The 19937-nt window shown below is 66.0% G+C and carries 21 protein-coding genes; 19 read left to right on the top strand and 2 right to left on the bottom strand.

Features of this window, described 5'->3' with window-relative positions; translation table 11 throughout:
• Positions 1 to 4 precede the first annotated feature (4 nt).
• The 12 genes from cyoB to L0963_RS03455 all read left to right on the top strand — a co-directional run bounded on the left by cyoB (position 5) and on the right by L0963_RS03455 (position 10831).
• Positions 5 to 2014 carry a cytochrome o ubiquinol oxidase subunit I gene (gene cyoB, locus L0963_RS03510; RefSeq protein WP_217372621.1) on the top strand — a complete coding sequence of 670 codons (2010 nt, stop codon included), beginning with the start codon at positions 5 to 7 and terminating at the stop codon, positions 2012 to 2014.
• 3 nt (positions 2015 to 2017) lie between these two features.
• Positions 2018 to 2647 carry a cytochrome o ubiquinol oxidase subunit III gene (gene cyoC, locus L0963_RS03505; protein WP_217372622.1) on the top strand — a complete coding sequence of 210 codons (630 nt, stop codon included), beginning with the start codon at positions 2018 to 2020 and terminating at the stop codon, positions 2645 to 2647.
• Positions 2644 to 3024 carry a cytochrome o ubiquinol oxidase subunit IV gene (gene cyoD / locus L0963_RS03500; protein WP_217372623.1) on the top strand — a complete coding sequence of 127 codons (381 nt, stop codon included), beginning with the start codon at positions 2644 to 2646 and terminating at the stop codon, positions 3022 to 3024. Before cyoC ends, cyoD begins: the two co-directional genes overlap by 4 nt.
• On the top strand, positions 3021 to 3746 hold the full coding sequence (locus L0963_RS03495; protein WP_217372624.1) for an SURF1 family protein: 726 nt from the start codon (positions 3021 to 3023) through the stop codon (positions 3744 to 3746). The genes cyoD and L0963_RS03495 overlap by 4 nt, the downstream gene beginning before the upstream one ends.
• A complete protein-coding gene (locus tag L0963_RS03490; RefSeq protein ID WP_217372625.1) occupies positions 3743 to 5050 on the top strand; it encodes an ATP-binding protein in 1308 nt (435 codons plus the stop codon). The genes L0963_RS03495 and L0963_RS03490 overlap by 4 nt, the downstream gene beginning before the upstream one ends.
• Positions 5047 to 5577: a response regulator transcription factor gene (locus tag L0963_RS03485; RefSeq protein ID WP_217372626.1), complete on the top strand. Its 531-nt coding sequence runs from the start codon at positions 5047 to 5049 to the stop codon at positions 5575 to 5577. Before L0963_RS03490 ends, L0963_RS03485 begins: the two co-directional genes overlap by 4 nt.
• Positions 5578 to 5693: 116 nt before the next feature.
• Entirely contained in the window at positions 5694 to 6245 is a 552-nt protein-coding gene (locus L0963_RS03480) for a thermostable hemolysin (RefSeq protein ID WP_217372627.1), read from the top strand.
• A gap of 1 nt (position 6246) precedes the next feature.
• Positions 6247 to 8301 (top strand): AMP-binding protein, encoded by a 2055-nt coding sequence (locus L0963_RS03475; RefSeq protein WP_217372628.1) that lies wholly within the window; start codon positions 6247 to 6249, stop codon positions 8299 to 8301.
• Positions 8288 to 9043, top strand: coding sequence for an SDR family NAD(P)-dependent oxidoreductase (locus L0963_RS03470; RefSeq protein WP_217372629.1), 756 nt, complete (start codon positions 8288 to 8290; stop codon positions 9041 to 9043). The genes L0963_RS03475 and L0963_RS03470 overlap by 14 nt, the downstream gene beginning before the upstream one ends.
• Before the next feature lie 22 nt (positions 9044 to 9065).
• Positions 9066 to 9710 carry a tetratricopeptide repeat protein gene (locus L0963_RS03465; protein WP_217372630.1) on the top strand — a complete coding sequence of 215 codons (645 nt, stop codon included), beginning with the start codon at positions 9066 to 9068 and terminating at the stop codon, positions 9708 to 9710.
• A gap of 1 nt (position 9711) precedes the next feature.
• Positions 9712 to 10332, top strand: a complete 621-nt coding sequence (locus L0963_RS03460) for a class I SAM-dependent methyltransferase (RefSeq protein WP_234178562.1) — start codon at positions 9712 to 9714, stop codon at positions 10330 to 10332.
• Between the two features lie 46 nt (positions 10333 to 10378).
• On the top strand, positions 10379 to 10831 hold the full coding sequence (locus tag L0963_RS03455; RefSeq protein WP_217372631.1) for an ion channel: 453 nt from the start codon (positions 10379 to 10381) through the stop codon (positions 10829 to 10831).
• Between the two features lie 4 nt (positions 10832 to 10835).
• On the opposite strand, the gene L0963_RS03450 is transcribed toward L0963_RS03455, so the two are convergent.
• Entirely contained in the window at positions 10836 to 11744 is a 909-nt protein-coding gene (locus L0963_RS03450; protein WP_217372632.1) for a hydroxymethylglutaryl-CoA lyase, read from the bottom strand.
• A 137-nt stretch (positions 11745 to 11881) separates the two neighbouring features.
• On the opposite strand from L0963_RS03450, the gene L0963_RS03445 reads away from it, so the two are divergent.
• The 7 genes from L0963_RS03445 to L0963_RS03415 all read left to right on the top strand — a co-directional run bounded on the left by L0963_RS03445 (position 11882) and on the right by L0963_RS03415 (position 19115).
• Entirely contained in the window at positions 11882 to 13048 is a 1167-nt protein-coding gene (locus L0963_RS03445) for a CaiB/BaiF CoA transferase family protein (RefSeq protein WP_217372633.1), read from the top strand.
• Positions 13049 to 13209: 161 nt separating this feature from the next.
• On the top strand, positions 13210 to 15363 hold the full coding sequence (locus tag L0963_RS03440; RefSeq protein ID WP_234178560.1) for a prolyl oligopeptidase family serine peptidase: 2154 nt from the start codon (positions 13210 to 13212) through the stop codon (positions 15361 to 15363).
• Positions 15360 to 15911: a GAF domain-containing protein gene (locus L0963_RS03435; protein WP_234178558.1), complete on the top strand. Its 552-nt coding sequence runs from the start codon at positions 15360 to 15362 to the stop codon at positions 15909 to 15911. Before L0963_RS03440 ends, L0963_RS03435 begins: the two co-directional genes overlap by 4 nt.
• 126 nt (positions 15912 to 16037) lie before the next feature.
• Complete coding sequence (locus L0963_RS03430; protein ID WP_062900612.1) at positions 16038 to 16880, top strand: glycine zipper domain-containing protein; 843 nt, start codon at positions 16038 to 16040, stop codon at positions 16878 to 16880.
• Positions 16881 to 17058: 178 nt separating this feature from the next.
• Positions 17059 to 17610 (top strand): hypothetical protein, encoded by a 552-nt coding sequence (locus L0963_RS03425; RefSeq protein WP_217372634.1) that lies wholly within the window; start codon positions 17059 to 17061, stop codon positions 17608 to 17610.
• Positions 17611 to 17810: 200 nt separating this feature from the next.
• On the top strand, positions 17811 to 18350 hold the full coding sequence (locus L0963_RS03420) for a hypothetical protein (RefSeq protein WP_062900614.1): 540 nt from the start codon (positions 17811 to 17813) through the stop codon (positions 18348 to 18350).
• A gap of 327 nt (positions 18351 to 18677) precedes the next feature.
• Positions 18678 to 19115 carry a PilZ domain-containing protein gene (locus L0963_RS03415; RefSeq protein WP_062900615.1) on the top strand — a complete coding sequence of 146 codons (438 nt, stop codon included), beginning with the start codon at positions 18678 to 18680 and terminating at the stop codon, positions 19113 to 19115.
• An 88-nt stretch (positions 19116 to 19203) separates the two neighbouring features.
• Here the strand turns inward: L0963_RS03415 and ctrA are convergent, their stop codons facing one another.
• A complete protein-coding gene (gene ctrA / locus L0963_RS03410; RefSeq protein ID WP_003040277.1) occupies positions 19204 to 19911 on the bottom strand; it encodes a response regulator transcription factor CtrA in 708 nt (235 codons plus the stop codon).
• Between the last annotated feature and the right edge of the window lie 26 nt (positions 19912 to 19937).

Genomic DNA, 19937 nt, shown 5'->3' with positions numbered 1-19937 from the left:
CGCCATGACCCCGCACCCCGCCCCCGAAACCGGCCCTTTCCTCGGCCGCCTGTCGCTCGACGCGATTCCGATCCACGAACCGATCCTGATCTTCACCTTTGCCGCGGTGGTGATCGGCGGGATCGCGGTGCTCGGCCTGATCACCAAATATCGCCTCTGGGGCTATTTGTGGAAAGAGTGGTTCACCACCGTCGACCACAAGCGCATCGGGATCATGTACATGATCCTGGGGCTGATCATGTTCCTGCGCGGCTTTGCCGACGCGATCATGATGCGGTTGCAGCAGGCGATGGCGTTCGGCGGGTCCGAAGGCTATCTGAACGCGCACCATTATGACCAGATCTTCACCGCGCACGGGGTGATCATGATCTTCTTCGTGGCGATGCCCTTCATCACCGGCCTGATGAACTATATCGTCCCGCTGCAGATCGGCGCGCGCGACGTCAGCTTTCCCTTCCTCAACAATTTCAGCTTCTGGATGACGACCGCGGGCGCCGTGCTCGTCATGATCTCGCTGTTCGTCGGCGAGTTCGCGCAGACGGGCTGGCTGGCCTATCCGCCGCTGTCGGGCATCGCCTACAGCCCCAATGTCGGGGTCGATTATTATATCTGGGCGCTGCAGATCGCGGGGGTCGGCACGACGTTGTCGGGGATCAACCTGATCGTCACCATTCTGAAGCTGCGCGCGCCCGGCATGGGCCTGATGAAGATGCCGGTCTTCACCTGGACCAGCCTTTGCGCGAACATCCTGATCGTCGCGTCCTTCCCCGTGCTGACCGCGGTGCTCGCGCTGCTGACGCTCGACCGCTATCTCGGCACCAACTTCTTCACCAACGATTTCGGCGGATCGCCGATGATGTATGTGAACCTGATCTGGATCTGGGGGCACCCCGAAGTCTATATCCTGATCCTGCCGCTGTTCGGCGTGTTCAGCGAAGTGACCTCGACCTTTTCGGGCAAGAAGCTCTTCGGCTATACCTCGATGGTCTATGCGACGATCGTCATCACGATCCTGAGCTACCTCGTCTGGCTGCACCATTTCTTCACCATGGGATCGGGCGCGAGCGTCAACAGCTTCTTCGGGATCACGACGATGGTGATCTCCATCCCGACGGGCGCCAAGCTTTTCAACTGGCTGTTCACCATGTACCGCGGCCGCATCCGTTTCGACCTGCCGATGATGTGGACGGTGGCCTTCATGCTGACCTTCGTGGTCGGCGGGATGACCGGCGTGCTGCTCGCGGTGCCGCCCGCCGACTTCGTGCTGCACAACTCGCTGTTCCTGATCGCGCATTTCCATAATGTCATCATTGGCGGCGTCCTGTTCGGCCTGTTCGCAGCGATCAACTATTGGTGGCCCAAGGCCTTCGGCTTCAAGCTTAACGTCTTCTGGGGCAAGATCAGCTTCTGGTGCTGGGTCGTCGGCTTCTGGCTTGCCTTCATGCCGCTCTATATTCTCGGCCTGATGGGCGTGACCCGCCGGATGCGCGTGTTCGACGATCCCAGCCTGCAAATCTGGTTCGTGATCGCCGCCATCGGCGCCGCCGTTATCGCGGTGGGGATCGCCGCCATGCTCGTCCAGTTTGCGGTCAGCATCTGGAAGCGCGACGAGTTGCGTGACGAAAGGGGCGATCCGTGGGGCGGCCGGACGCTCGAATGGGCCACCAGTTCGCCGCCGCCCGACTATAATTTCGCTTTCACGCCGGTGATCCACTCACTCGACGCATGGCACGACATGAAGACGCGCGGTGCCGAGCGACCGGTCGGCGGCTTCCGCGACATCCATATGCCGAGCAACACCGGCGCCGGGATCATCCTCGCGGGGATCAGCCTGGTGATGGGTTTCGCGCTTGTCTGGCATATCTGGTGGCTCGCCGCCTTGGGCTTCGTCGGCCTGGTCGGCGGTGCGATCACCCACACCTTCAACTACAAGCGCGACTTCCATATCTCCGCCGCGACAGTGGCCGAGGTCGAGGATGCGCGCACCCGCCAGCTTGCGGCGGCCGGAGCCTGATCGATGAGCAGCACCACCCTCCCCGCCGCGGGCGAAGCGCCCGCCTTCTACGAACTCGACGAGCACCCCCATCCCGAAGGGCACAGCACGATGCTGGGCTTCTGGATCTATCTGATGAGCGACTGCCTCATCTTCGCGATCCTGTTCGCCTGCTATGCGGTGCTCGGCGGAAATTATGCCGCGGGGCCGGCACCCAAGGATCTGTTCGACCTAAAACTGATCGCGCTCAACACCGCGATGCTGCTCTTTTCGTCGATCACCTATGGTTTCGCCGTGCTCCAGATGCAGCAGGGCAAGGTGAAGGGGACTCAGTTCTGGCTGGCGATCACCGGCCTTTTCGGCCTCGCCTTCCTGAGCATCGAGCTATACGAGTTCCACCATCTGGTCGAACTTGGCGCGACGCCGCAGCGCAGCGCCTTTCTGTCGGCCTTCTTCACGCTGGTCGGGACTCACGGGCTGCACGTGACCTTCGGGATCATCTGGCTGGTGACCCTGATGATCCAGCTCGGCAAGCATGGGCTGATCGCCGCGAACAAGCGTCGCGTCATGTGCCTGTCGATGTTCTGGCACTTCCTCGACGTCGTGTGGATCGGCGTCTTCACGATCGTCTATCTGATGGGAATGCTGCGATGAGCGCGAACCACGACCACCACGCCGCCGACCACGCGCATCACGAGATCGAGATGCCGCACGCGTCGTTGCGCGATTATGCGATCGGTTTCGTCCTGTCGGTGATCCTGACCGCCATCCCCTTCTGGATGGTGATGACGATGCCGCTGTCGGCCGGTGTGACCGCGGCGATCATCATGGGCTTCGCGGTGGTTCAGATCGTCGTCCACATGGTGTATTTCCTGCATATGACGCCGAAGGCGGAGGGCGGCTGGTCGATGACCTCGCTGCTGTTCACGATCATCGTCGTTGTGATCATGCTGGCGGGGTCGCTATGGGTGATGCACCACCTCAACACCAATATGATGCCGATGCCGCACGACATGAGCCAGTTGCCGTGACCCGGCCGCGCCGCGCGGCCTTTGCCGCGGCGGCGCTGGTCGTGGCGGCGCTGTTCGCGGCGCTGGGCGTCTGGCAGCTCGAACGGCGCGAGTGGAAACATGCGCTGGTCGCGGCGGTCGATGTGCGCATCCACGCCGCCCCCGTTCCCGCGCCACCACCGGCCGCATGGCGCAGCATCGACGCGGCGCACGACGCCTATCGCCGCGTCACCGCGACGGGCCGCTTTCGCCACGACCGCGAGACGCTGGTTCAGGCGGTCACCGATCGCGGTGCCGGCTATTGGGTGATGACGCCGCTCGAAACGCCCGGCTTCACACTGCTGGTCAATCGCGGCTTCGTGCCGCGCGAGCGCCGCGATCCGGCAACGCGCGCCGCGGGCAATACCGCCGGACCGACGACGGTAACGGGACTGCTGCGCATGACCGAGCTCGGCGGCGGCTTCCTGCGCGCCAATGATCCCGCCGCGAACCGCTGGTATTCGCGCGACGTCGCCGCGATCGCAGCGGCGCGCGGTCTCGGCCGCACCGCGCCCTATTTCGTCGATGCCGACGCGGCGCCGAACCCCGGCGGCCTGCCCGTCGGCGGGCTGACCGTCGTCAAATTCCCCGACAATCATCTTGTCTATGCGCTGACCTGGTTCGCGCTGATGCTGCTCGCGCTGTTTTTTGCCTGGCGGCTGTGGCGTCCGGGCGCCGATGCGTCCAATATGCCGGACGAATGAGCGAAGCCACGGCCCCTCCCATCGCGCTTCCGACAGCCGACGCCGGCCAGCGGAACATGTCGCTGCTGATCCAGCTGCGCTGGATCGCGGTCGGCGGCCAGCTCGCGACGATCGAGGTCGTCAACGGGCTGATGGGCATCAAGCTGCCGCTTGCGCCGCTGCTCGGCGCGATCATCGTCCTCATCGCGATCAATCTCGCCAGCCTCGCGCGGCTGCGCGGCGGCCATTCGGTCGCCAACCGCGAGCTGACGGCGGTGCTGCTGTTCGACGTCGCGGCGCTGGGGTGGCAGCTTCACCATAGCGGCGGCCTCGCCAACCCCTTCGCCTCGCTCTTTCTGCTTCAGGTGGTGATGGGCGCGATCCTGCTCACGCCGCGCTCGTCCTGGGCGGTGGTGGCGGGCGCGATCGTCGCGATGGTCGCGCTGCGCATCAATCCGACCCCACTCGTCCTGCCGCAGCCCTATGCCGCCGATCCGCTGGCGCTCTATCTCAAGGGCAGCCTCGTCTGCTTCCTGCTGATCGCGGTGCTGCTCGTCGCCTTCGTCACGCGGATGAGCCGCAACCTGCGCGAACGCGATGCGGCGCTGGCCACCGCCAGCCAGCGCGCGGCGGAGGAGGATCATATCGTCCGCATGGGCCTACTCGCCTCGGGCGCCGCGCACGAACTCGGGACGCCGCTGTCGATGCTGTCGGTGCTGATCGGCGACTGGCGCGCGGCACCGCGACTGGCGGACGACAGGGAATTGCAGGAGGATCTGGCCGACATGGACGCGGCGGTCGGCCGCTGCAAATCGATCGTCAGCGGCATCCTGATGTCGGCTGGCGAAGCCCGCGGCATCGCGCCGCAAGTGACGACCGCGCGCCGCTTCGTCACCGACATCGTCGACGACTGGCGGGCCGGGCGCCTGCCGGGCACGCTCGATTTCAGCGACCGGATCGGCCCCGATGTCGAGATCGTGTCGGATACCGCGCTGCGTCAGGTAATCGACAATGTCATCGACAACGCAGCCGAAGTCTCGCCCGACTGGATCGGCCTCACCGCGCTGCGCGACGGCGAGATGCTGGTGATCGAGATTGCCGACCGCGGCCCCGGATTCGATCCGGAAATGCTGGAGACGATCGGCCAGCCCTATCGGTCGACCAAGGGCCGGCCCGGCGGCGGGCTCGGCCTGTTCCTGCTGGTCAATGTCGTGCGCAAGCTGGGCGGGTTGGTGAGCGCCGATAATCGCGACGCGGGGGGAGCGGTGGTCCGGATCACGCTGCCGATCGCAGCGATCGCGCGGAGCGAAGGGAGACGGGGATGACCGAGCGGCGCCTGCTGATCGTCGAAGACGACGAAGCCTTTGCGCGGACGTTGAAGCGATCGTTCGAACGGCGCGACTATGATGTGCGGGTGGCGCATGGGCCCGAGGGGTTGGACGAGCTGCTCGCCGGATTCCATCCCGATTTCGCGGTGGTCGACCTGAAGCTCGGCGCCGCTTCGGGCCTCGGCTGCGTCCAGACGCTGAGCGCCTTTGACCCTGCGATGCGCATCGTCGTGCTGACGGGCTTTGCCAGCATCGCCACCGCGGTCGAAGCGATCAAGCTCGGCGCCTCCTATTATCTCGCCAAGCCGTCGAACACCGACGATATCGAAGCCGCCTTCGGCCGGGCCGAAGGCAATGCCGAAGCGGCGCTCGACGGGCGCCAGTCGTCGATCAAGACCGTCGAATGGGAACATATCCACCAGACGCTGGTCGAAACCGGGTTTAATATTTCCGAAGCCGCCCGCCGGCTCGGCATGCACCGCCGCACGCTGGCGCGAAAGCTGGAAAAGCGGCAGGTTCGCTAAACGCGCGCACCGCCGGTTCGCCGCCGTTTCGAGGCGCCCTACCGGAAAATTTTCGCATTCCTTTGCGGGGTGCGTGTCATCGCGGCGTCTCATCCCTGTAACATAGGGAGATTGGCATGACGCCAGGCGACGAATTCGGAATGATCCGCCAACGGTATCGCGACTGCTTCGCTGTCGAACTGTCCCCCGGCTTTTCCGACTATATTCACCGTCCGGGCACCGGCGGATCGACCGCCGCGCTGGGCTACGCGCGCGCCGCCGATGCGCCGCTGTTTCTGGAAGCCTATCTCGATGCGCCCGTCGAAGACCTGGCGTCGATCGCGCTGGACCGGCCCGTCGCGCGCCGCCAGATCGTCGAGATCGGCAATCTGGCAGCCGTCAATCCGCTGGCGATGATCGCGCTTTGGGGCGCCGCGGCGAACGATCTTGCCGCGCTGGGCGATGTCGCGGTCGCGACGCTGACCGCCCCGCTGCGCGCCATGTTTCGCCGCATCGGCATCCCGGTTGCCGCCATCACCCCAGCACGCGGTGAGCGGCTGGGATCGACGGCATCGGCGTGGGGGCACTATTTCGATCAGGATCCGTGGGTCTGCGCCGGCATCATCGCCGACGGGCAAGCCGCCATCAACAGCTTCCTCGAACGTCGCGCCGGGCGGCAGGCGGCCTGACATGACCATATTCGACATTCTGACCACGCAGGCCGCCACGCGGCCCGACGCCGTCGCCATCGACGCGCTCGACGGTCAGCCGCTGTCCTATGCCGCGCTGCGCGATCGCGTCGCGGCGCGCATCGCCGACCTCGCGCCGCGACTGCAACCGGGCGTCCCGGTCGCGTTGCAGCGGGACCATGGCTGCGAAAGCGCCGAACTGGAACTCGCGCTCCTCGCGGCCGCCATTCCGGTGCTGTCGCTTCCCGGCTTCTTCACCGCCGACCAGTCGCGCCACGCCACCGGCTTGTGCGGGGCCGCACCCGATCCGACGATCCGTTCCGTCGGGTCGGGCAAGCCCCGCCAGTCCGCGCCCGTCCCCCTCCCCGGTGGGACGGCGCGGATCAGCTTCACCTCGGGGTCGACTGGCACGCCCAAGGGCATCTGCCTTTCGGCCGACCATATGCTCACCGTCGCCTGCGCGATCGTCGCCGCGGTCGGGGCCGAGCACGCCGGACGGCACCTCGCGCTGTTGCCGCCGGGCATCCTGCTGGAAACCGTAGCGGGCTTTTTCCCGACGCTGATCGCGGGCGGCACCTATGTCTGTCCGCCGCAGGCAGAGGTCGGGATGGCCGACCCCTTTCGCCCCGATTTCGCCAGGGCGGTCCGCTTGATCGCCGAACAGCGCATCACCTCGCTGATCCTGGTTCCCGAATATCTCGACGGCATCGTTCGCGTCATGGAGGCGGCGGATATCCGCCTGCCGCTGCTGACGCTGGTCGCGGTCGGCGGTGCGCGCACCCCTGTCCCCTTGGTGGAGCGCGCCCGCCGGCTCGGCTTGCCCGTCCGGCAAGGCTATGGCCTGACCGAATGCGCATCGGTCGTGTCTCTGCAGGATCCGGGCGATGACGATCCGACGTCGGTCGGCCGACCGCTTTCCCATATGCAGGCGCGTGTAGCCGACGATGGCGAGATCGTGCTCGAGGGTCCGATCTGCCTCGGCGCGGTCGGCGGCGCTGCGCCGCACGCGCCGCTCCACACCGGCGACATCGGCACGATCGACGCCGCGGGACGGCTGCACATCGACGGGCGGAAATCGAACCTGATCATCACCAGTTTCGGCCGCAATATCTCGCCCGAATGGGTCGAGGCTGCGCTCACCCAGCAACCGGCGATCGCGCAGGCAATGGTGTGGGGCGACGGCCGACCGGCGCCCGAAGCGCTGATCGTGCCGGCCCATGCCGACGCCGATCTGGATGCCGCAGTCGCAGCTGCCAATGCCCTGCTGCCGGCCTATGCCCGAGTCGGTAGCTGGCGCGAAGCCGCACACTTCACACCGATGAACGGGCAGCTCACCGGCAACGGCCGCCTGCGCCGCGCCGCGATTGCCGCCGCCTATCTGGACGGCACGCCCGACTTCTTCACCGAACTCGAGGCGCAAACGGTGCGCGAGCGCCTGCGCTTCCTGACCATTCCGCAATTGCAGGCGGGACTGACCGGCACGATCACGCGCGACGTGTACCTCGCCTATCTGGCGCAGGCCTATCACCATGTCAGCCACACCGTCCCGCTGATGCAGGCGGCGCGCGCGCGGCTCGGCGGACGCCCTGCGATCGTGGCCGCGCTCGACGATTATATCGCCGAGGAAACCGGCCACGAGGAATGGATATTGTCCGACATCGCGGTTGCCGGCGGCGACGCCGCGGCGGTGCGCGCCAGCGCGCCTGCGCCCGCAACGGCCGCAATGGTCGATCACGCCTATCGCCGGATCGCGACGGGCAATGCCATGGCCTTTTTCGGCATGGTCTATGTCCTTGAAAGCGTCAGTGTCGCGCTGGCGACGCGCGGCGCCTCGGCGGTCGCGAAGAATTTGGGTCTGCCGCCGCAGGCCTTCACCTATCTGACCTCGCACGGGGCGCTCGATCAGGATCATATGGCCTTTTTCGCGGAGCTGGTGAACGGGCTCGACGATCCCGCCGATCGCGCGGCGATCCTGGGCATGGCGCGCGAGATGTTCGCGCTGTTCGGCGGGGTTTTCGCGGGCATCGAAATGGAACCGGCGCGTGCGGCGGCTTGACGGGCAGCGTGTCGCCATCACCGGCGCCGCCGGCGGCCTCGGCGCCCCCGTCGCCATTCTGCTTGCGCAGGCTGGCGCCCATACGATTGGGATCGACCGCAGCGAAAGCGCCGCGTGCCACGACAGCATCGTCACCGATCTTTCGGACGACGATGCGCTCGCCGCGCTGGCCGAACGGCTGGCGGGCGACACCCCCGATATATTGGTCAACATCGCCGGGGTCATGCGATTCGGCCTGCACGAAAGCCAGCCCGTCGAGGCGCTGGCGCTGTGTTACCGGATCAATCTGCTCGTTCCCGCGGTGCTCGCCCGGGCGGTCGCGGCGCCCATGCGGCAGCGCGGGAGCGGGCAGATTGTCAATATCGGATCGGTGCTTGGCGCTATCCCCTACCCCTGGTTCGCCGCCTATTCGAGCAGCAAGGCCGGGCTCGCCGCGTTCAGCCAGGGATTGCGGCGCGAATTGGGCGGCAGCGGCGTCAGTGTGACGCACGTCAATCCGCGCGCCGCGCGCACCGCCTTCAACAATGCCGAGGTCAACCGCTTCCTCGAAATTACCGGAATGAAGGCCGATGCCCCCGAATGGGTCGCGCAGCGGATCGTCGCCGCGATCCTTGCCCGGCGCCCCACGCTCAGCATCGGCGCGATGGAGCGCGTCTATGCCGCGCTCAATGCCATTTCGCCGCGGCTGATCGACACCGGCCTCGCGCCGCAGATCCGGCGCGCCCGCGCAGAATTTTCGTGAAGCACGACAAAGGAGTAGCCCGATGAAATTGCAGATGACGCGCGCCGCGGCGGTCGCGGCGATGGTGCTCGCGGCCGTGCCGGCCGTGGTGATGGCCGGCGCCGCCGAAGATGTGAAGTCGATCAACGACGGCTGGGCGCACATCGTATACGAGGTGCACGGATCGAGCACCCAGACCAAGGCACTCGACGCGCTCGCCAAGCAGGCCGCCGTGCTGGTCGCCCGCTATCCCGGCCGCGCCGAACCTTTACTGTGGCAGGGCATCGTCACCAGCGAGCAGGCGAACCGCGCCAACATCTTTCACAAGCTGGGCCTTGCGACGCGCGCGCGCGACATCATCGCCCGCGCCTATGCGCTCGATCCGCATGCCGCCAAGGGCGGCGCGGCGATGAGCCTGGGCGTCCTCTATTACAAGGTGCCGGGATCGCCGATCGGCTTCGGCGACACCGACAAGGCGCGCAAGCTGCTGAAGGAAGCGCTCGCGCAGGATCCGGGCGGGCTCGACGCCAATTATTTCTACGGCGACTTCCTGCTCGATCAGGGCGACAAGGCTGGCGCCCGCTCCTTTCTGCAAAAGGCTTTGCGCGCGCCGCACGATGGCACGCGGCCCGTGTGGGATGCCGGACGCCGCCGCGAGGTGCAGGCGCTGCTCGCCAAGACGCGCTGACATGGCAGCCCGCATGGCCGCCGCCTTCGCGGGACAGCTCGCGCGCCCGCGCGGTATCGCAGGGCGGCTGCTCGGCCGGGCAATGGATATGGCGAACCGCCGGCCGACGCGGCTCGCGATCGGCCTGCTGGCGCCGCGCGCGGGCGAACGCGTCATCGACATCGGGTGCGGGACCGGCGCCGCGCTTGCGGCGGTGCGGCGCCGCGCCGACGTGGACGCTGCGGGGATAGACCCGTCGCCCGTCATGGCCGCGATGGCCGCGACCCGGCTGGGAGAGGGCGCCGATATACGCTGCGCCGAGCTTGCCGCGATGCCCTTTCCGCCGGCCTCGTTCGACGCCGCGCTGCTGCTTAACATGCTTTATTTCTGCGATCCCGACGGCCGCGACCTTGCGCCTCTCCACAGGATATTGCGCCCCGACGGCCGCGCGGTAGCCTATGTCACGCACCGCGACACGATGCGCGACTGGTCTTTCACACGCGTCGGCTTGCACCGGCTTTATGACGAGGCGGCGCTGGAGCGCATCTTCATGGGCGCGGGCTTCGCGCACAATCGCATCACGATCGCGCGCGTCGCAATCACCCCTTCGATTACGGGGTTGCTCGCGCAGGCCGTGCGCTAGGGTCAAAGCCGCTTGCGCGCGGAAGGCAATCTGGGTGAATAGGCGCATGACGCTTATCCATCAGCTCATGCTCGCCACGCTCGTCGTCGGGACGACGGTCATCGTGCACCTTGTGGGGCTGGCGATCCTGCTCGCGGTCCTGCGCCGCTATCGCCGCGCCGAGCGCCGCGTCCTGATCGTTCTGCTGAACGGTGCCGCGATCCTGGTCGCCGCTTTCGGGCTGTTTGCGCTGCATTCGGTCGAGATATGGATATGGGCGGGGGTGTTCCAGTGGCTCGGCGCCTTCACCGATTTCGAGCATGCGCTCTACTTTTCAACCTCGACCTATGTGACGATCGGATATGGCGATATCGTCCTGCCGCCCGGTCTCCGCATCCTGGGCGCGATCGAGGGGGCGAGCGGCATCATCCTGATCGGCTGGTCGACCGCCTTCTTCTTCTCGATCGTCGATCGCATGAAATTGCTCGAACGCCATTTCGACGCCGACCATCCCCGCTGAGCGCTCAGGACGCCGGAAAGGCCGGCGCCTTGCTGACCATCGCGGGCAGCGGACGCCCCATCACCCCGGTGAACCATGCCGCCGCCTCGACGAGGTCCAAGAGCGCGAGACCGGTCGCGATGCCGCTGCGTTCGAGCATATAGACGACATCCTCGGTCGCCACATTGCCCGCCGCGCCCGGCGCGAAGGGGCAGCCGCCGAGCCCGCCGAGCGAGGCATCGACGATCGTCGCCCCTGCGGCGACCGCCGCCCAGACATTGGCAAGCCCCGACCCGCGCGTGTTGTGAAAATGCACGCGCACCGGCAGCGGCCCAACCGCTTCGCGCACGCGCGCGACCGTTTCGGCGACCTGTGCAGGCACCGCGACGCCGATGGTGTCGGCGAGCGCAACCTCGCGCGGCTGCGCATCGGCGACGCGCTTTGCCATGTCGATGACGCGCCCCATCGGAATCTCGCCCGCAAAAGGACAGCCGAAGGCGGTGGCGATGGTGATCTGTGCGCTCCGTCCCGCGGCATGGGCGAGCTCGACTATTTCGATCGCCGCCGCGAGCGATTCGTCGGAGCTTTGCCCCTGGTTGCGGATGCCGAAGGCGTCGCTGGTGACGCAGACCGCGCCCAGCTCGTCGATCCGCCCCGTCGCCAGCGCACGCTCGGCGCCGCGACGGTTCAGCACCAGCCCGATATAGGTAACATCGTCGCGATCGGGCAGCATCGCGACCAGCTGCTCGGCATCGGCCAGCTGCGGAACGCGGCTGGGATTGACGAAGCTCGTCGCCTCGATCCGCCGCGCGCCATAGGCGATGGCGCGGCGGATCAGCTCGGCCTTGTCGGCCGTCGAAACGACGGTCTTTTCATTCTGCAGCCCGTCGCGCGGTCCGACTTCGACCATTTCGATGCGAGTTTTGCTGGCCATTTTAGCGCCTCGGTTCAAATGCTGTTCAAGCGGGGTTGAAAATTACATAGTATTCTAAGTATAAAGAGTCCATGGGCTGCGTTTGACGGGTCGCCGGCTAGGGCGACTTAGAGGATCGGAGCCGCGAAAGGAACGACATGACAGACAGCAACAGCGGCGGGGGAGCGCTGGACGGCCTTCGGGTGGTCGAAATGGGCCAATTGATCGCGGGCCCGTTCTGCGGCCAGCTTCTCGGCGACATGGGCGCCGAAATCGTCAAGCTGGAGCCGCCCGAAACGGGCGACCAGATGCGCCATTGGGGCCAAGGCGACCGGCCAAGCTGGTGGCGCGTCATCGCGCGCAACAAATATTCGGTCGCCGTCGACCTACGCAGTGCGGAAGGCCAGCAGCTCGCCCGCGACCTCATCGCCAAAGCCGACATATTGATCGAGAATTTTCGCCCCGGCACGCTCGAAAAATGGAACCTCGACCCCGCAGAGCTGCGCAATACCAATCCGGGCCTGATCGTCGTGCGCGTATCGGGCTATGGCCAGACCGGCCCCTATTCGGCGCGCGCCGGATTCGGCGGCATCGGCGAAGCGATGGGCGGCTGGCGTGGTATCGTCGGCTATCCCGATCTGCCGCCCGCGCGCATGGGTGTGTCGATCGGCGACACGCTGGCCGCGACCTATGGCTGCCTCGGCGCGCTCGCGGCGCTGCATCACCGCAACAAGACCGGCGAGGGCCAGATCGTCGACTCGGCGCTTTACGAGGCGGTGTTGCAGGTGATGGAATCGACCGTCGCCGATTATTCCGCGAGCGGCACCAAGCGACGGCGCACCGGGTCGACCCTGCCCGGCATCGCGCCGTCGAACGTCTATCCCTGCAAGGACGGCGAATATCTCATCGGCGCCAATCAGGACGCCGTTTTCGCGCGGCTTGCCGCGGCGATGGGCCGTCCCGAACTTGCGAGCGACGAGCGCTATGCGACCCACCGCGCGCGCGGTGCGCGGCAGGAGGAACTCGACGCGCTGATCGGCGAATGGACGCGCACGATGACGATCGCCGAACTGGAGGCGAAGATGATCGAGGCGAGCGTCCCCGCCGGCCGCGTCTATGATGCCGAGGATATGCTCGCCGACCCCCATTTCGCGGCGCGCGAGGCGCTCGTCACCGTTCCCGACGCCGAATTGGGCGAGGTGACTATGCAGGGCGTCTTCCCTAAATTGTCGGACACGCCGGGCAGCGTGCGGCGCCCCGCCCCGCTCACCGTCGGTCAGGACAACGCCGACGTTCTTGAGCGCTGGCTCGGCCGCCCGGCCTAGGGTCGAACGGGCAGCAGAAGAGACGCGCGGGCGCCTTTACGCCCCGAACGCTGGTGGCATGGCCGCGCCGCGATCTTCCTTGCAAATCCCCTTGCCCGTCAAAAAGCGATGCTTACAGTGTCGCGCACGATTATTACCCGAACAATGAGGATCGCCTTGCCATGCCCCGTAGCAAATTTCGCGCGCCACTCGCGCTGGTTGCCCTGTTCATGACGCCCGCGGCGGCGCAGGCGGCCGAAGACGCCGCGGCGGCGGCGCCTGCGCCCGCGCTGACCTATCCGGCCACCGAACGGGGCGACACCGTCGATCCGCAGTTCGGCGTCAATGTCGCCGACCCCTATCGCTGGCTGGAAGACGATGTTCGCGTCAATCCCAAGGTCGCAGCCTGGGTCGCCAACCAGAACAAGGTGACCGACGCCTATCTGGCGACGCTGCCCGGCCGCGATGCGTTCAAGGCGCGGATGACCGAGCTTTACAATTACGAACGCTTCGGCCTGCCGCGCAAGGCGGGGTCGCGCTATTTCTACACGCGAAACGACGGGTTGCAGCCGCAATCGGTGCTGACGGTGCGCGAGGGGCTGACCGGCGAAGGCCGCGTGCTGATCGATCCCAATACATGGGCCAAGGACGGCGCGACCGCGCTCGCCGAATGGACGCCGTCTGAAGACGGCAAATATCTGCTCTATTCCGTGCAGGATGGCGGCACCGACTGGCGTATCGTGCGCGTGATGGACGTCGCGACGGGCAAGGATACCGCCGACGAGATCCGCTGGGTCAAATTCTCGTCGCTCGATTGGGCGAAGGACGGCAGCGGCTTTTACTATTCGCGCTTCCCCGAACCCAAGGAAGGCGAGGCCTTTCAGTCGCTCAACGAAAATCACGCGGTCTATTTCCACAAGCTCGGCACGCCGCAGAGCGCCGACGTGCTGATCCATGCGACGCCCGACCAGCCCGAACTCAATCACGGCGCGCTCGTCACCGATGATGGCCAATATGTCCTCGTCGTTTCGTCCAAAGGGACCGACGAACGCTTCGGCCTGACACTGCATCCGGTGAAGGGCGGCAAGGCGATCACGCTGGTCGACGATTATGCGAACAATTGGGAATATGTGACCAACCAGGGCACGCGCTTCACCTTCCTCACCAACAAGGATGCGCCGCGTCAGCGCCTTGTTTCGCTCGACATTCGCAAGCCCGCGGCGCTCACCCAGATCGTCGGCGAACAGGAGGGGACGCTGGTCGGCGCGTCGCGCGTCGGCGACCGCATCATCCTGTCCTACCTCGGCGATGCCAAGTCGGAGGCCCGGATGGTCGCGCTCGACGGCAAGCCGGTGGCGAACATCAATCTCGGCGAGATCGGCACCGCGAGCGGTTTCGGCGGCAAGCCCGGTGATCCTGAAACCTTCTACGCCTTCTCCAGCTTTGCGCAGCCCACGACCATCTATCGCCTTGATACGGTAAGCGGGAAGAGTGAGATTTTCGAGGCGCCGAAACTGACCTTCGATCCCAAGGATTTCACGGTCGAACAGCGTTTCTACACGTCGAAGGACGGCACCAAGGTGCCGATGTTTCTGGTGATGAAAAAGGGGCTCGACCGGTCGAAGGGATCGCCGACTTTGCTCTATGGCTATGGCGGTTTCAACGTGTCGCTGACCCCCGGCTTTTCGCCCACGCGGCTCGCCTGGGCCGACAAGGGCGGGGTCGTCGCGATCGCGAACCTGCGCGGCGGCGGCGAATATGGCAAGGCGTGGCACGACGCCGGTCGGCTCGCCAACAAGCAGAATGTCTTCGACGATTTCATCGCGGCCGGCGAATATCTGATTGCCGAAGAAATCACCGGCCAGGGCGAACTGGCGATCGAGGGCGGGTCGAACGGCGGCCTGCTGGTCGGCGCCGTCACCAACCAGCGCCCCGACCTGTTCGCGGCCGCGCTGCCCGCTGTGGGCGTGATGGACATGCTGCGCTTCGATCGCTTCACCGCGGGCCGCTACTGGACCGACGATTATGGCTATCCGTCGAAAGAGGCCGATTTCCGCAATCTGCTGAGCTATTCGCCCTATCATAATATCAAGGGCGGCCGCACCTATCCGGCGATCCTGGTGACGACCGCCGACACCGACGATCGCGTCGTACCGGGTCACAGCTTCAAATATACCGCCGAGCTGCAGCACGAGGATATCGGCTCCAAGCCGCACCTGATCCGCATCGAGACGCGCGCCGGCCATGGCTCGGGCAAGCCGACAGACAAGATCATCGCCGAGGCGGCGGACAAATATGCCTTCGCTGCCAAATGGACCGGCCTCGACGTTGAATGATCGCGCGGCGGCGGCGGACGATAGCGTTCGCCGCCGCCCCCCAGCCGAAAGCCATCGCCTTGTCCTACGCCCTCTCCTTCACCGCCACCGATCCTGCCGCGCTGTGGGCGGAGGCGGCCGACGCCGCCGCCGGTCTCGTCGCGGGTGAGCCCGATGCGATCGCCAATATGGCCAATGTCGCGGCGCTGATCTGGCAGGCTGTTCCCGATCTCAATTGGGCGGGCTTCTACCGCTTCGACGGCACCGAACTGGTGCTCGGCCCGTTCCAGGGCAAGGCGGCGTGCATCCGCATCCCGCTCGACAAGGGGGTGTGCGGCGCCGCGGCGCGGCTGCGCAAGACGCAGCGGGTCGAGGATGTCCACGCCTTTCCCGGGCATATCGCCTGCGATGCGGCCAGCCGCAGCGAGCTGGTGGTGCCGATCGTCGCCGAAGGCCGCCTGATCGGCGTGCTCGACCTCGACAGCCCCTCGCCCGCGCGCTTCACGGCCGACGATCAGGCGGGCGCCGAAGCGCTGATCGTCCGCATCGCCGCCGCGCTCGCGGGTTAAAGCTGCGTCAAAATGGGACGCGATCCGCACGGTTAACGGATTCGCGGAAAAGCGCCGATTTTGCTAACAGACTGTTAACCAAGCCATTGCCCCCACGGGCGATTCCGCTGGAACAGGGAGTTTAGCATGCGCACCGTTTTGTTGTTGGGGGCTGCCGCCGCATCGTTGCTGCTGGCCGGCCATGCGACCAGCGCCGAGGTCACCAAGACCCAGACCACCGTCGTCACGACCACCGACGAAGCGGCCCCGCGGCTCGACTATGAGGCGCCTTCCGCGCCCGATGTGCGCGTCTACACCGGCTATCCCGACCGGATGCCGAGCGAAGTCGAATATCGCCACATCGACGGCTACCAGTCCGAAGGCCGCTGGACGGGTACGTGGAACGGCACCTACGAAGATCGCGACGGCCGCCGTTACGAGGGCAGCTATGAAGGCAGCGTCGAGGGGCGCACCGGCGCCGACTATCCGCCGCCGCCCTATTATCAAGGCGGTTTCGATCCGCGCGAGGACATGGAAATGGGCCGTCGTTGCGGCCATGGCGGCGCGGCGACCGGTGCGGTCGTGGGCGGGATCGTCGGCGGTGTCGTCGGCAATCGCGTTGCCGGTCATGGCGACCGTACCGCCGGCACGCTGATCGGCGGCGGCGTCGGGGCGCTCGCCGGCGCAGCGGTCGGCAGCGAGGCGGACAAGAAAAAGTGCGACGAATGGTGGGCGCGGCGCGGCGGTGCCCATGGCGGCTATTATCCCGGCCATCCCGGCTATCCGGGCGGCTATGCCTATAGTTACGGCTACGGTTATGGCTATTACACGCCGGGCGTCGTCGTCACGACGATCATCAACGGCCCGCCGGTCGTCACCGAACGCGTCGTGACCACGACCAAGACCTATTATGAAAATGTGCCGGTGCGGAAACGCTATGTGGCCAAGCGGAAACCGAAACCCAAAGCCAAGCCGCGCTGCGTCTGCTGACGTGCCCTGAACTGGTCTGGTCGCCAGACTTGGCTTAGTGAGGCCCGCCGATCCGTCGAGGAACGGCGGGCCTTTCCTTTCGCCGCCCTTTCGCCACGGTTCAGCGGCGTGAAAGCATGGTGCGCCTAGATCATCGGGCGACGGCGGACGCCCCTGTCCGCGTTCTGGAGTGACTGAAATGCGCAAGATGACCGGCTTCACCGCAGCGGCGGCGGTTCTGGTTACGACGGTCGGGCTCAGCGCGACCCCCGCCGAAGCACGCGGACGCCACGGCGGCTGGCACAATCGCCACGACGACGGGATCGGCGCCGGCGAGATCATCGGCGGTATCCTGATCCTGGGCACGATCGCGGCGGTTGCCAGCGCGGCGAGCAAGCAAAGTCGCGAGACGCGCAACCGCGACTTTCGTTACGCCCCGCCCTATCGCGACGATCGCGCGCAGGACGCCCCCGATTATCAGCGCCGCGACGATCGCGGTCCGGACGGATATGGCACCGGCGACGCCTATCGCGGCGGAGAGATCGAGCAGCGCGCGGCCGATGCCTGCGGCTGGGCGGCCGAGGGCGAAATGGGCGACGATGCCCGCGTCGAAAGCATCACCGACACGCGGCCCGCGAACGGCGGCGACGGCTGGTACGTCACCGGAAACATATCGCGCCCGGGCGGCGAGCTGCACAGTTTCGGGTGCAGCTATCGCGGCGGGCGCGTGGTCGACGTCAGCATCAACTGACCCCATTGCAATTGGATTTTCGGCCCTTCGCCAGCGATGGCGGAGGGCTTTTCTCTGCCCGCCTCCGTCAAGCTGAACCCACGCCGAACCAAGGCTGAACCGCAGATAAGCGCCGGGTTCAGCACCGCGTCACGGCGCCTTCGCTATCAAGGGGCATCGCAGGCCGCACGGGTGCCGCCTGCTGAATAGGAGACCGAACCATGGCGAAGAAGCCCATGAACTGGACCAAGGCCGCAATCGGGGCGGCCACCGCCGGCGCGATGTTGAGCGCCACCCCCGCGCTCGCGCGCGACCGGTACGATCACCGCGACCGCGACGGGATCGGTGCGGGCGAAATCATCGCCGGCGCCGTCGTCCTCGGCGGCCTCGCCGCCATCCTGTCGGCCGATAACGATCGTTACGACCGCTATGACCGCAACGATCGTCGCTATCGCGACCGGTACAATGATCCGCGATACGGCTATGGTTATGATTATGGCCGCTATGGCAACAGTCGCGCAGCGGTCGGCCAGTGCGTCCGTGCCGTCGAGCGCGGCACCAGCCGCTATGGCCGCACCGACGTGACGCAGGTCACGAGCATCGATCGCAAGCGCGACGGCTATCGCGTCAAGGGCCGCGTCGTCGTCAACGAAGGCTGGCGCGGACGCTGGGGCCGCGGCGGTTCCTATGATCGCGGCAAGTTCAGCTGCGACGTGCGGTATGGCCGCGTCGTCGACGTCGATTATTCGGGTCTGCGGTAACGCGGAGCCCCTTCTCCCGGCCCGCCCGCGCCTCGGCGTGCGGCGGGCCGCCTTGCACAAGAGCGTTGCCGGGCGCGGTTAACGCGGCGGTGGGCCGGAGGCGAGCGGCCCGGCCCACGCTCGGCAGGTCGCCAGAATATTCCCGCGTCAATTCAGATGCTTCGTGTCCGAAGCATATCGGTGGCGCCCGCACTCGGTCCGTCGCAAAAGTCGCGAAATCCGAAAAGACGCTATACGAAAATTTACCTTCTTTCGTTATGCGCGGAGATGGGACCACAATAACCGCCTGACGTGGGTGACAGGCGGCAGAAGCTTATTGGGTCGCCCATGCCGAATTTCGAGGCCGATACCGCCTCAACGGCTTCAGCCGAAAAGCGCCAACCGCGCCAGTCGCGACTGGTGAAGGCGTCGCTTGCGTGCGACCGCCTCGGGCGCTTCGATGTGACCCTGCGCAATATTTCCGAAACCGGCGTTGGCGGGCAGTCGCCGCATGTGCTGCAGGTTGGCGAGCGGCTGACCGTCTATCTTCCGGGTCATCAGCCGATGGAGGGCGTGGTCCGCTGGGTCAGCGACAAACGCTTCGGCCTGCAGACCGAACGGACGATCGAGCCGGCACGGCTGCGCGCGGCGCACGCCGATCAGCTCGTCGCCGCCGACAGCAAGGCCGAATTCCAGATCATGGCGCCGACGCAGATGTCGACCTGGCGCCCGGGACTGCGGCAGGTTTCGTCGCTGCCGGGTCATTACGGCAAACCGAAGATCTGACCCGCGCATCGCCGCGCCACAAAGGAAAACCGGCGCAGATCGCTCCGCGCCGGGTCCCCCGTTGATTGATTTTCGTCGGTAAAGCGCGTCAGGCGACCCGGCGCACTTCATTCCCTTCTTCGTCGATATCGCGCAGCACATAGCCGCGACCCCAGACCGTCTCGATATAATTTTCGCCGCCGCACGCGAGCGCGAGCTTCTTGCGCAGCTTGCAGATGAAGACGTCGATAATCTTCAATTCGGGCTCGTCCATGCCGCCATAAAGGTGGTTCAGGAACATTTCCTTGGTCAGCGTCGTGCCTTTGCGGAGCGAAAGCAGCTCCAGCATCTGATATTCCTTGCCGGTCAGATGGACGCGGACGCCATCGACTTCGACCGTCTTGGTGTCGAGATTGACCGCCAGCTTGCCCGTCTTGATGACGCTCTGGCTATGGCCCTTCGAGCGGCGGACGACGGCGTGGATGCGCGCGACCAGCTCGTCGCGATGAAAGGGCTTGGTGACATAATCGTCGGCGCCGAAGCCGAACGAGCGCACCTTGGAATCCATTTCCGAAATGCCCGAAAGGATCAGCACCGGCGTCTGCACCTTTGCGGTACGGAGCTTTTTCAGCACGTCATAGCCGTGCATGTCGGGCAGATTCAGGTCGAGCAGAATGATGTCGTAATCATAGAGTTTGCCAAGGTCCAAGCCTTCCTCACCCAGATCGGTGGTATAGACGTTGAAGCCTTCGGTCGTGAGCATCGTGTCGATCGCCTTCGCGGTCGTCGGCTCGTCCTCGATCAGCAGTACGCGCATTAGGCACCCCTTGACTGTTTCCCACG

Source organism: Sphingopyxis sp. NFH-91 (genome assembly GCF_021401285.1).
GTDB lineage: Bacteria > Pseudomonadota > Alphaproteobacteria > Sphingomonadales > Sphingomonadaceae > Sphingopyxis > Sphingopyxis terrae_A.
The sequence above is the reverse complement of the archived record's forward strand: the minus strand, read 5'-3'. Positions and strand labels throughout refer to the sequence as shown.

Coding starts and splice junctions, on each gene's coding strand:
- cyoB (WP_217372621.1), top strand. CDS start 5: ATGACCCCGCACCCCGCCCCCGAAACCGGCCCTTTCCTCGGCCGCCTG.
- cyoC (WP_217372622.1), top strand. CDS start 2,018: ATGAGCAGCACCACCCTCCCCGCCGCGGGCGAAGCGCCCGCCTTCTAC.
- cyoD (WP_217372623.1), top strand. CDS start 2,644: ATGAGCGCGAACCACGACCACCACGCCGCCGACCACGCGCATCACGAG.
- L0963_RS03490 (WP_217372625.1), top strand. CDS start 3,743: ATGAGCGAAGCCACGGCCCCTCCCATCGCGCTTCCGACAGCCGACGCC.
- L0963_RS03485 (WP_217372626.1), top strand. CDS start 5,047: ATGACCGAGCGGCGCCTGCTGATCGTCGAAGACGACGAAGCCTTTGCG.
- L0963_RS03480 (WP_217372627.1), top strand. CDS start 5,694: ATGACGCCAGGCGACGAATTCGGAATGATCCGCCAACGGTATCGCGAC.
- L0963_RS03475 (WP_217372628.1), top strand. CDS start 6,247: ATGACCATATTCGACATTCTGACCACGCAGGCCGCCACGCGGCCCGAC.
- L0963_RS03465 (WP_217372630.1), top strand. CDS start 9,066: ATGAAATTGCAGATGACGCGCGCCGCGGCGGTCGCGGCGATGGTGCTC.
- L0963_RS03460 (WP_234178562.1), top strand. CDS start 9,712: ATGGCAGCCCGCATGGCCGCCGCCTTCGCGGGACAGCTCGCGCGCCCG.
- L0963_RS03455 (WP_217372631.1), top strand. CDS start 10,379: ATGACGCTTATCCATCAGCTCATGCTCGCCACGCTCGTCGTCGGGACG.
- L0963_RS03450 (WP_217372632.1), bottom strand. CDS start 11,744: ATGGCCAGCAAAACTCGCATCGAAATGGTCGAAGTCGGACCGCGCGAC.
- L0963_RS03445 (WP_217372633.1), top strand. CDS start 11,882: ATGACAGACAGCAACAGCGGCGGGGGAGCGCTGGACGGCCTTCGGGTG.
- L0963_RS03440 (WP_234178560.1), top strand. CDS start 13,210: ATGCCCCGTAGCAAATTTCGCGCGCCACTCGCGCTGGTTGCCCTGTTC.
- L0963_RS03435 (WP_234178558.1), top strand. CDS start 15,360: ATGATCGCGCGGCGGCGGCGGACGATAGCGTTCGCCGCCGCCCCCCAG.
- L0963_RS03430 (WP_062900612.1), top strand. CDS start 16,038: ATGCGCACCGTTTTGTTGTTGGGGGCTGCCGCCGCATCGTTGCTGCTG.
- L0963_RS03425 (WP_217372634.1), top strand. CDS start 17,059: ATGCGCAAGATGACCGGCTTCACCGCAGCGGCGGCGGTTCTGGTTACG.
- L0963_RS03420 (WP_062900614.1), top strand. CDS start 17,811: ATGGCGAAGAAGCCCATGAACTGGACCAAGGCCGCAATCGGGGCGGCC.
- L0963_RS03415 (WP_062900615.1), top strand. CDS start 18,678: ATGCCGAATTTCGAGGCCGATACCGCCTCAACGGCTTCAGCCGAAAAG.
- ctrA (WP_003040277.1), bottom strand. CDS start 19,911: ATGCGCGTACTGCTGATCGAGGACGAGCCGACGACCGCGAAGGCGATC.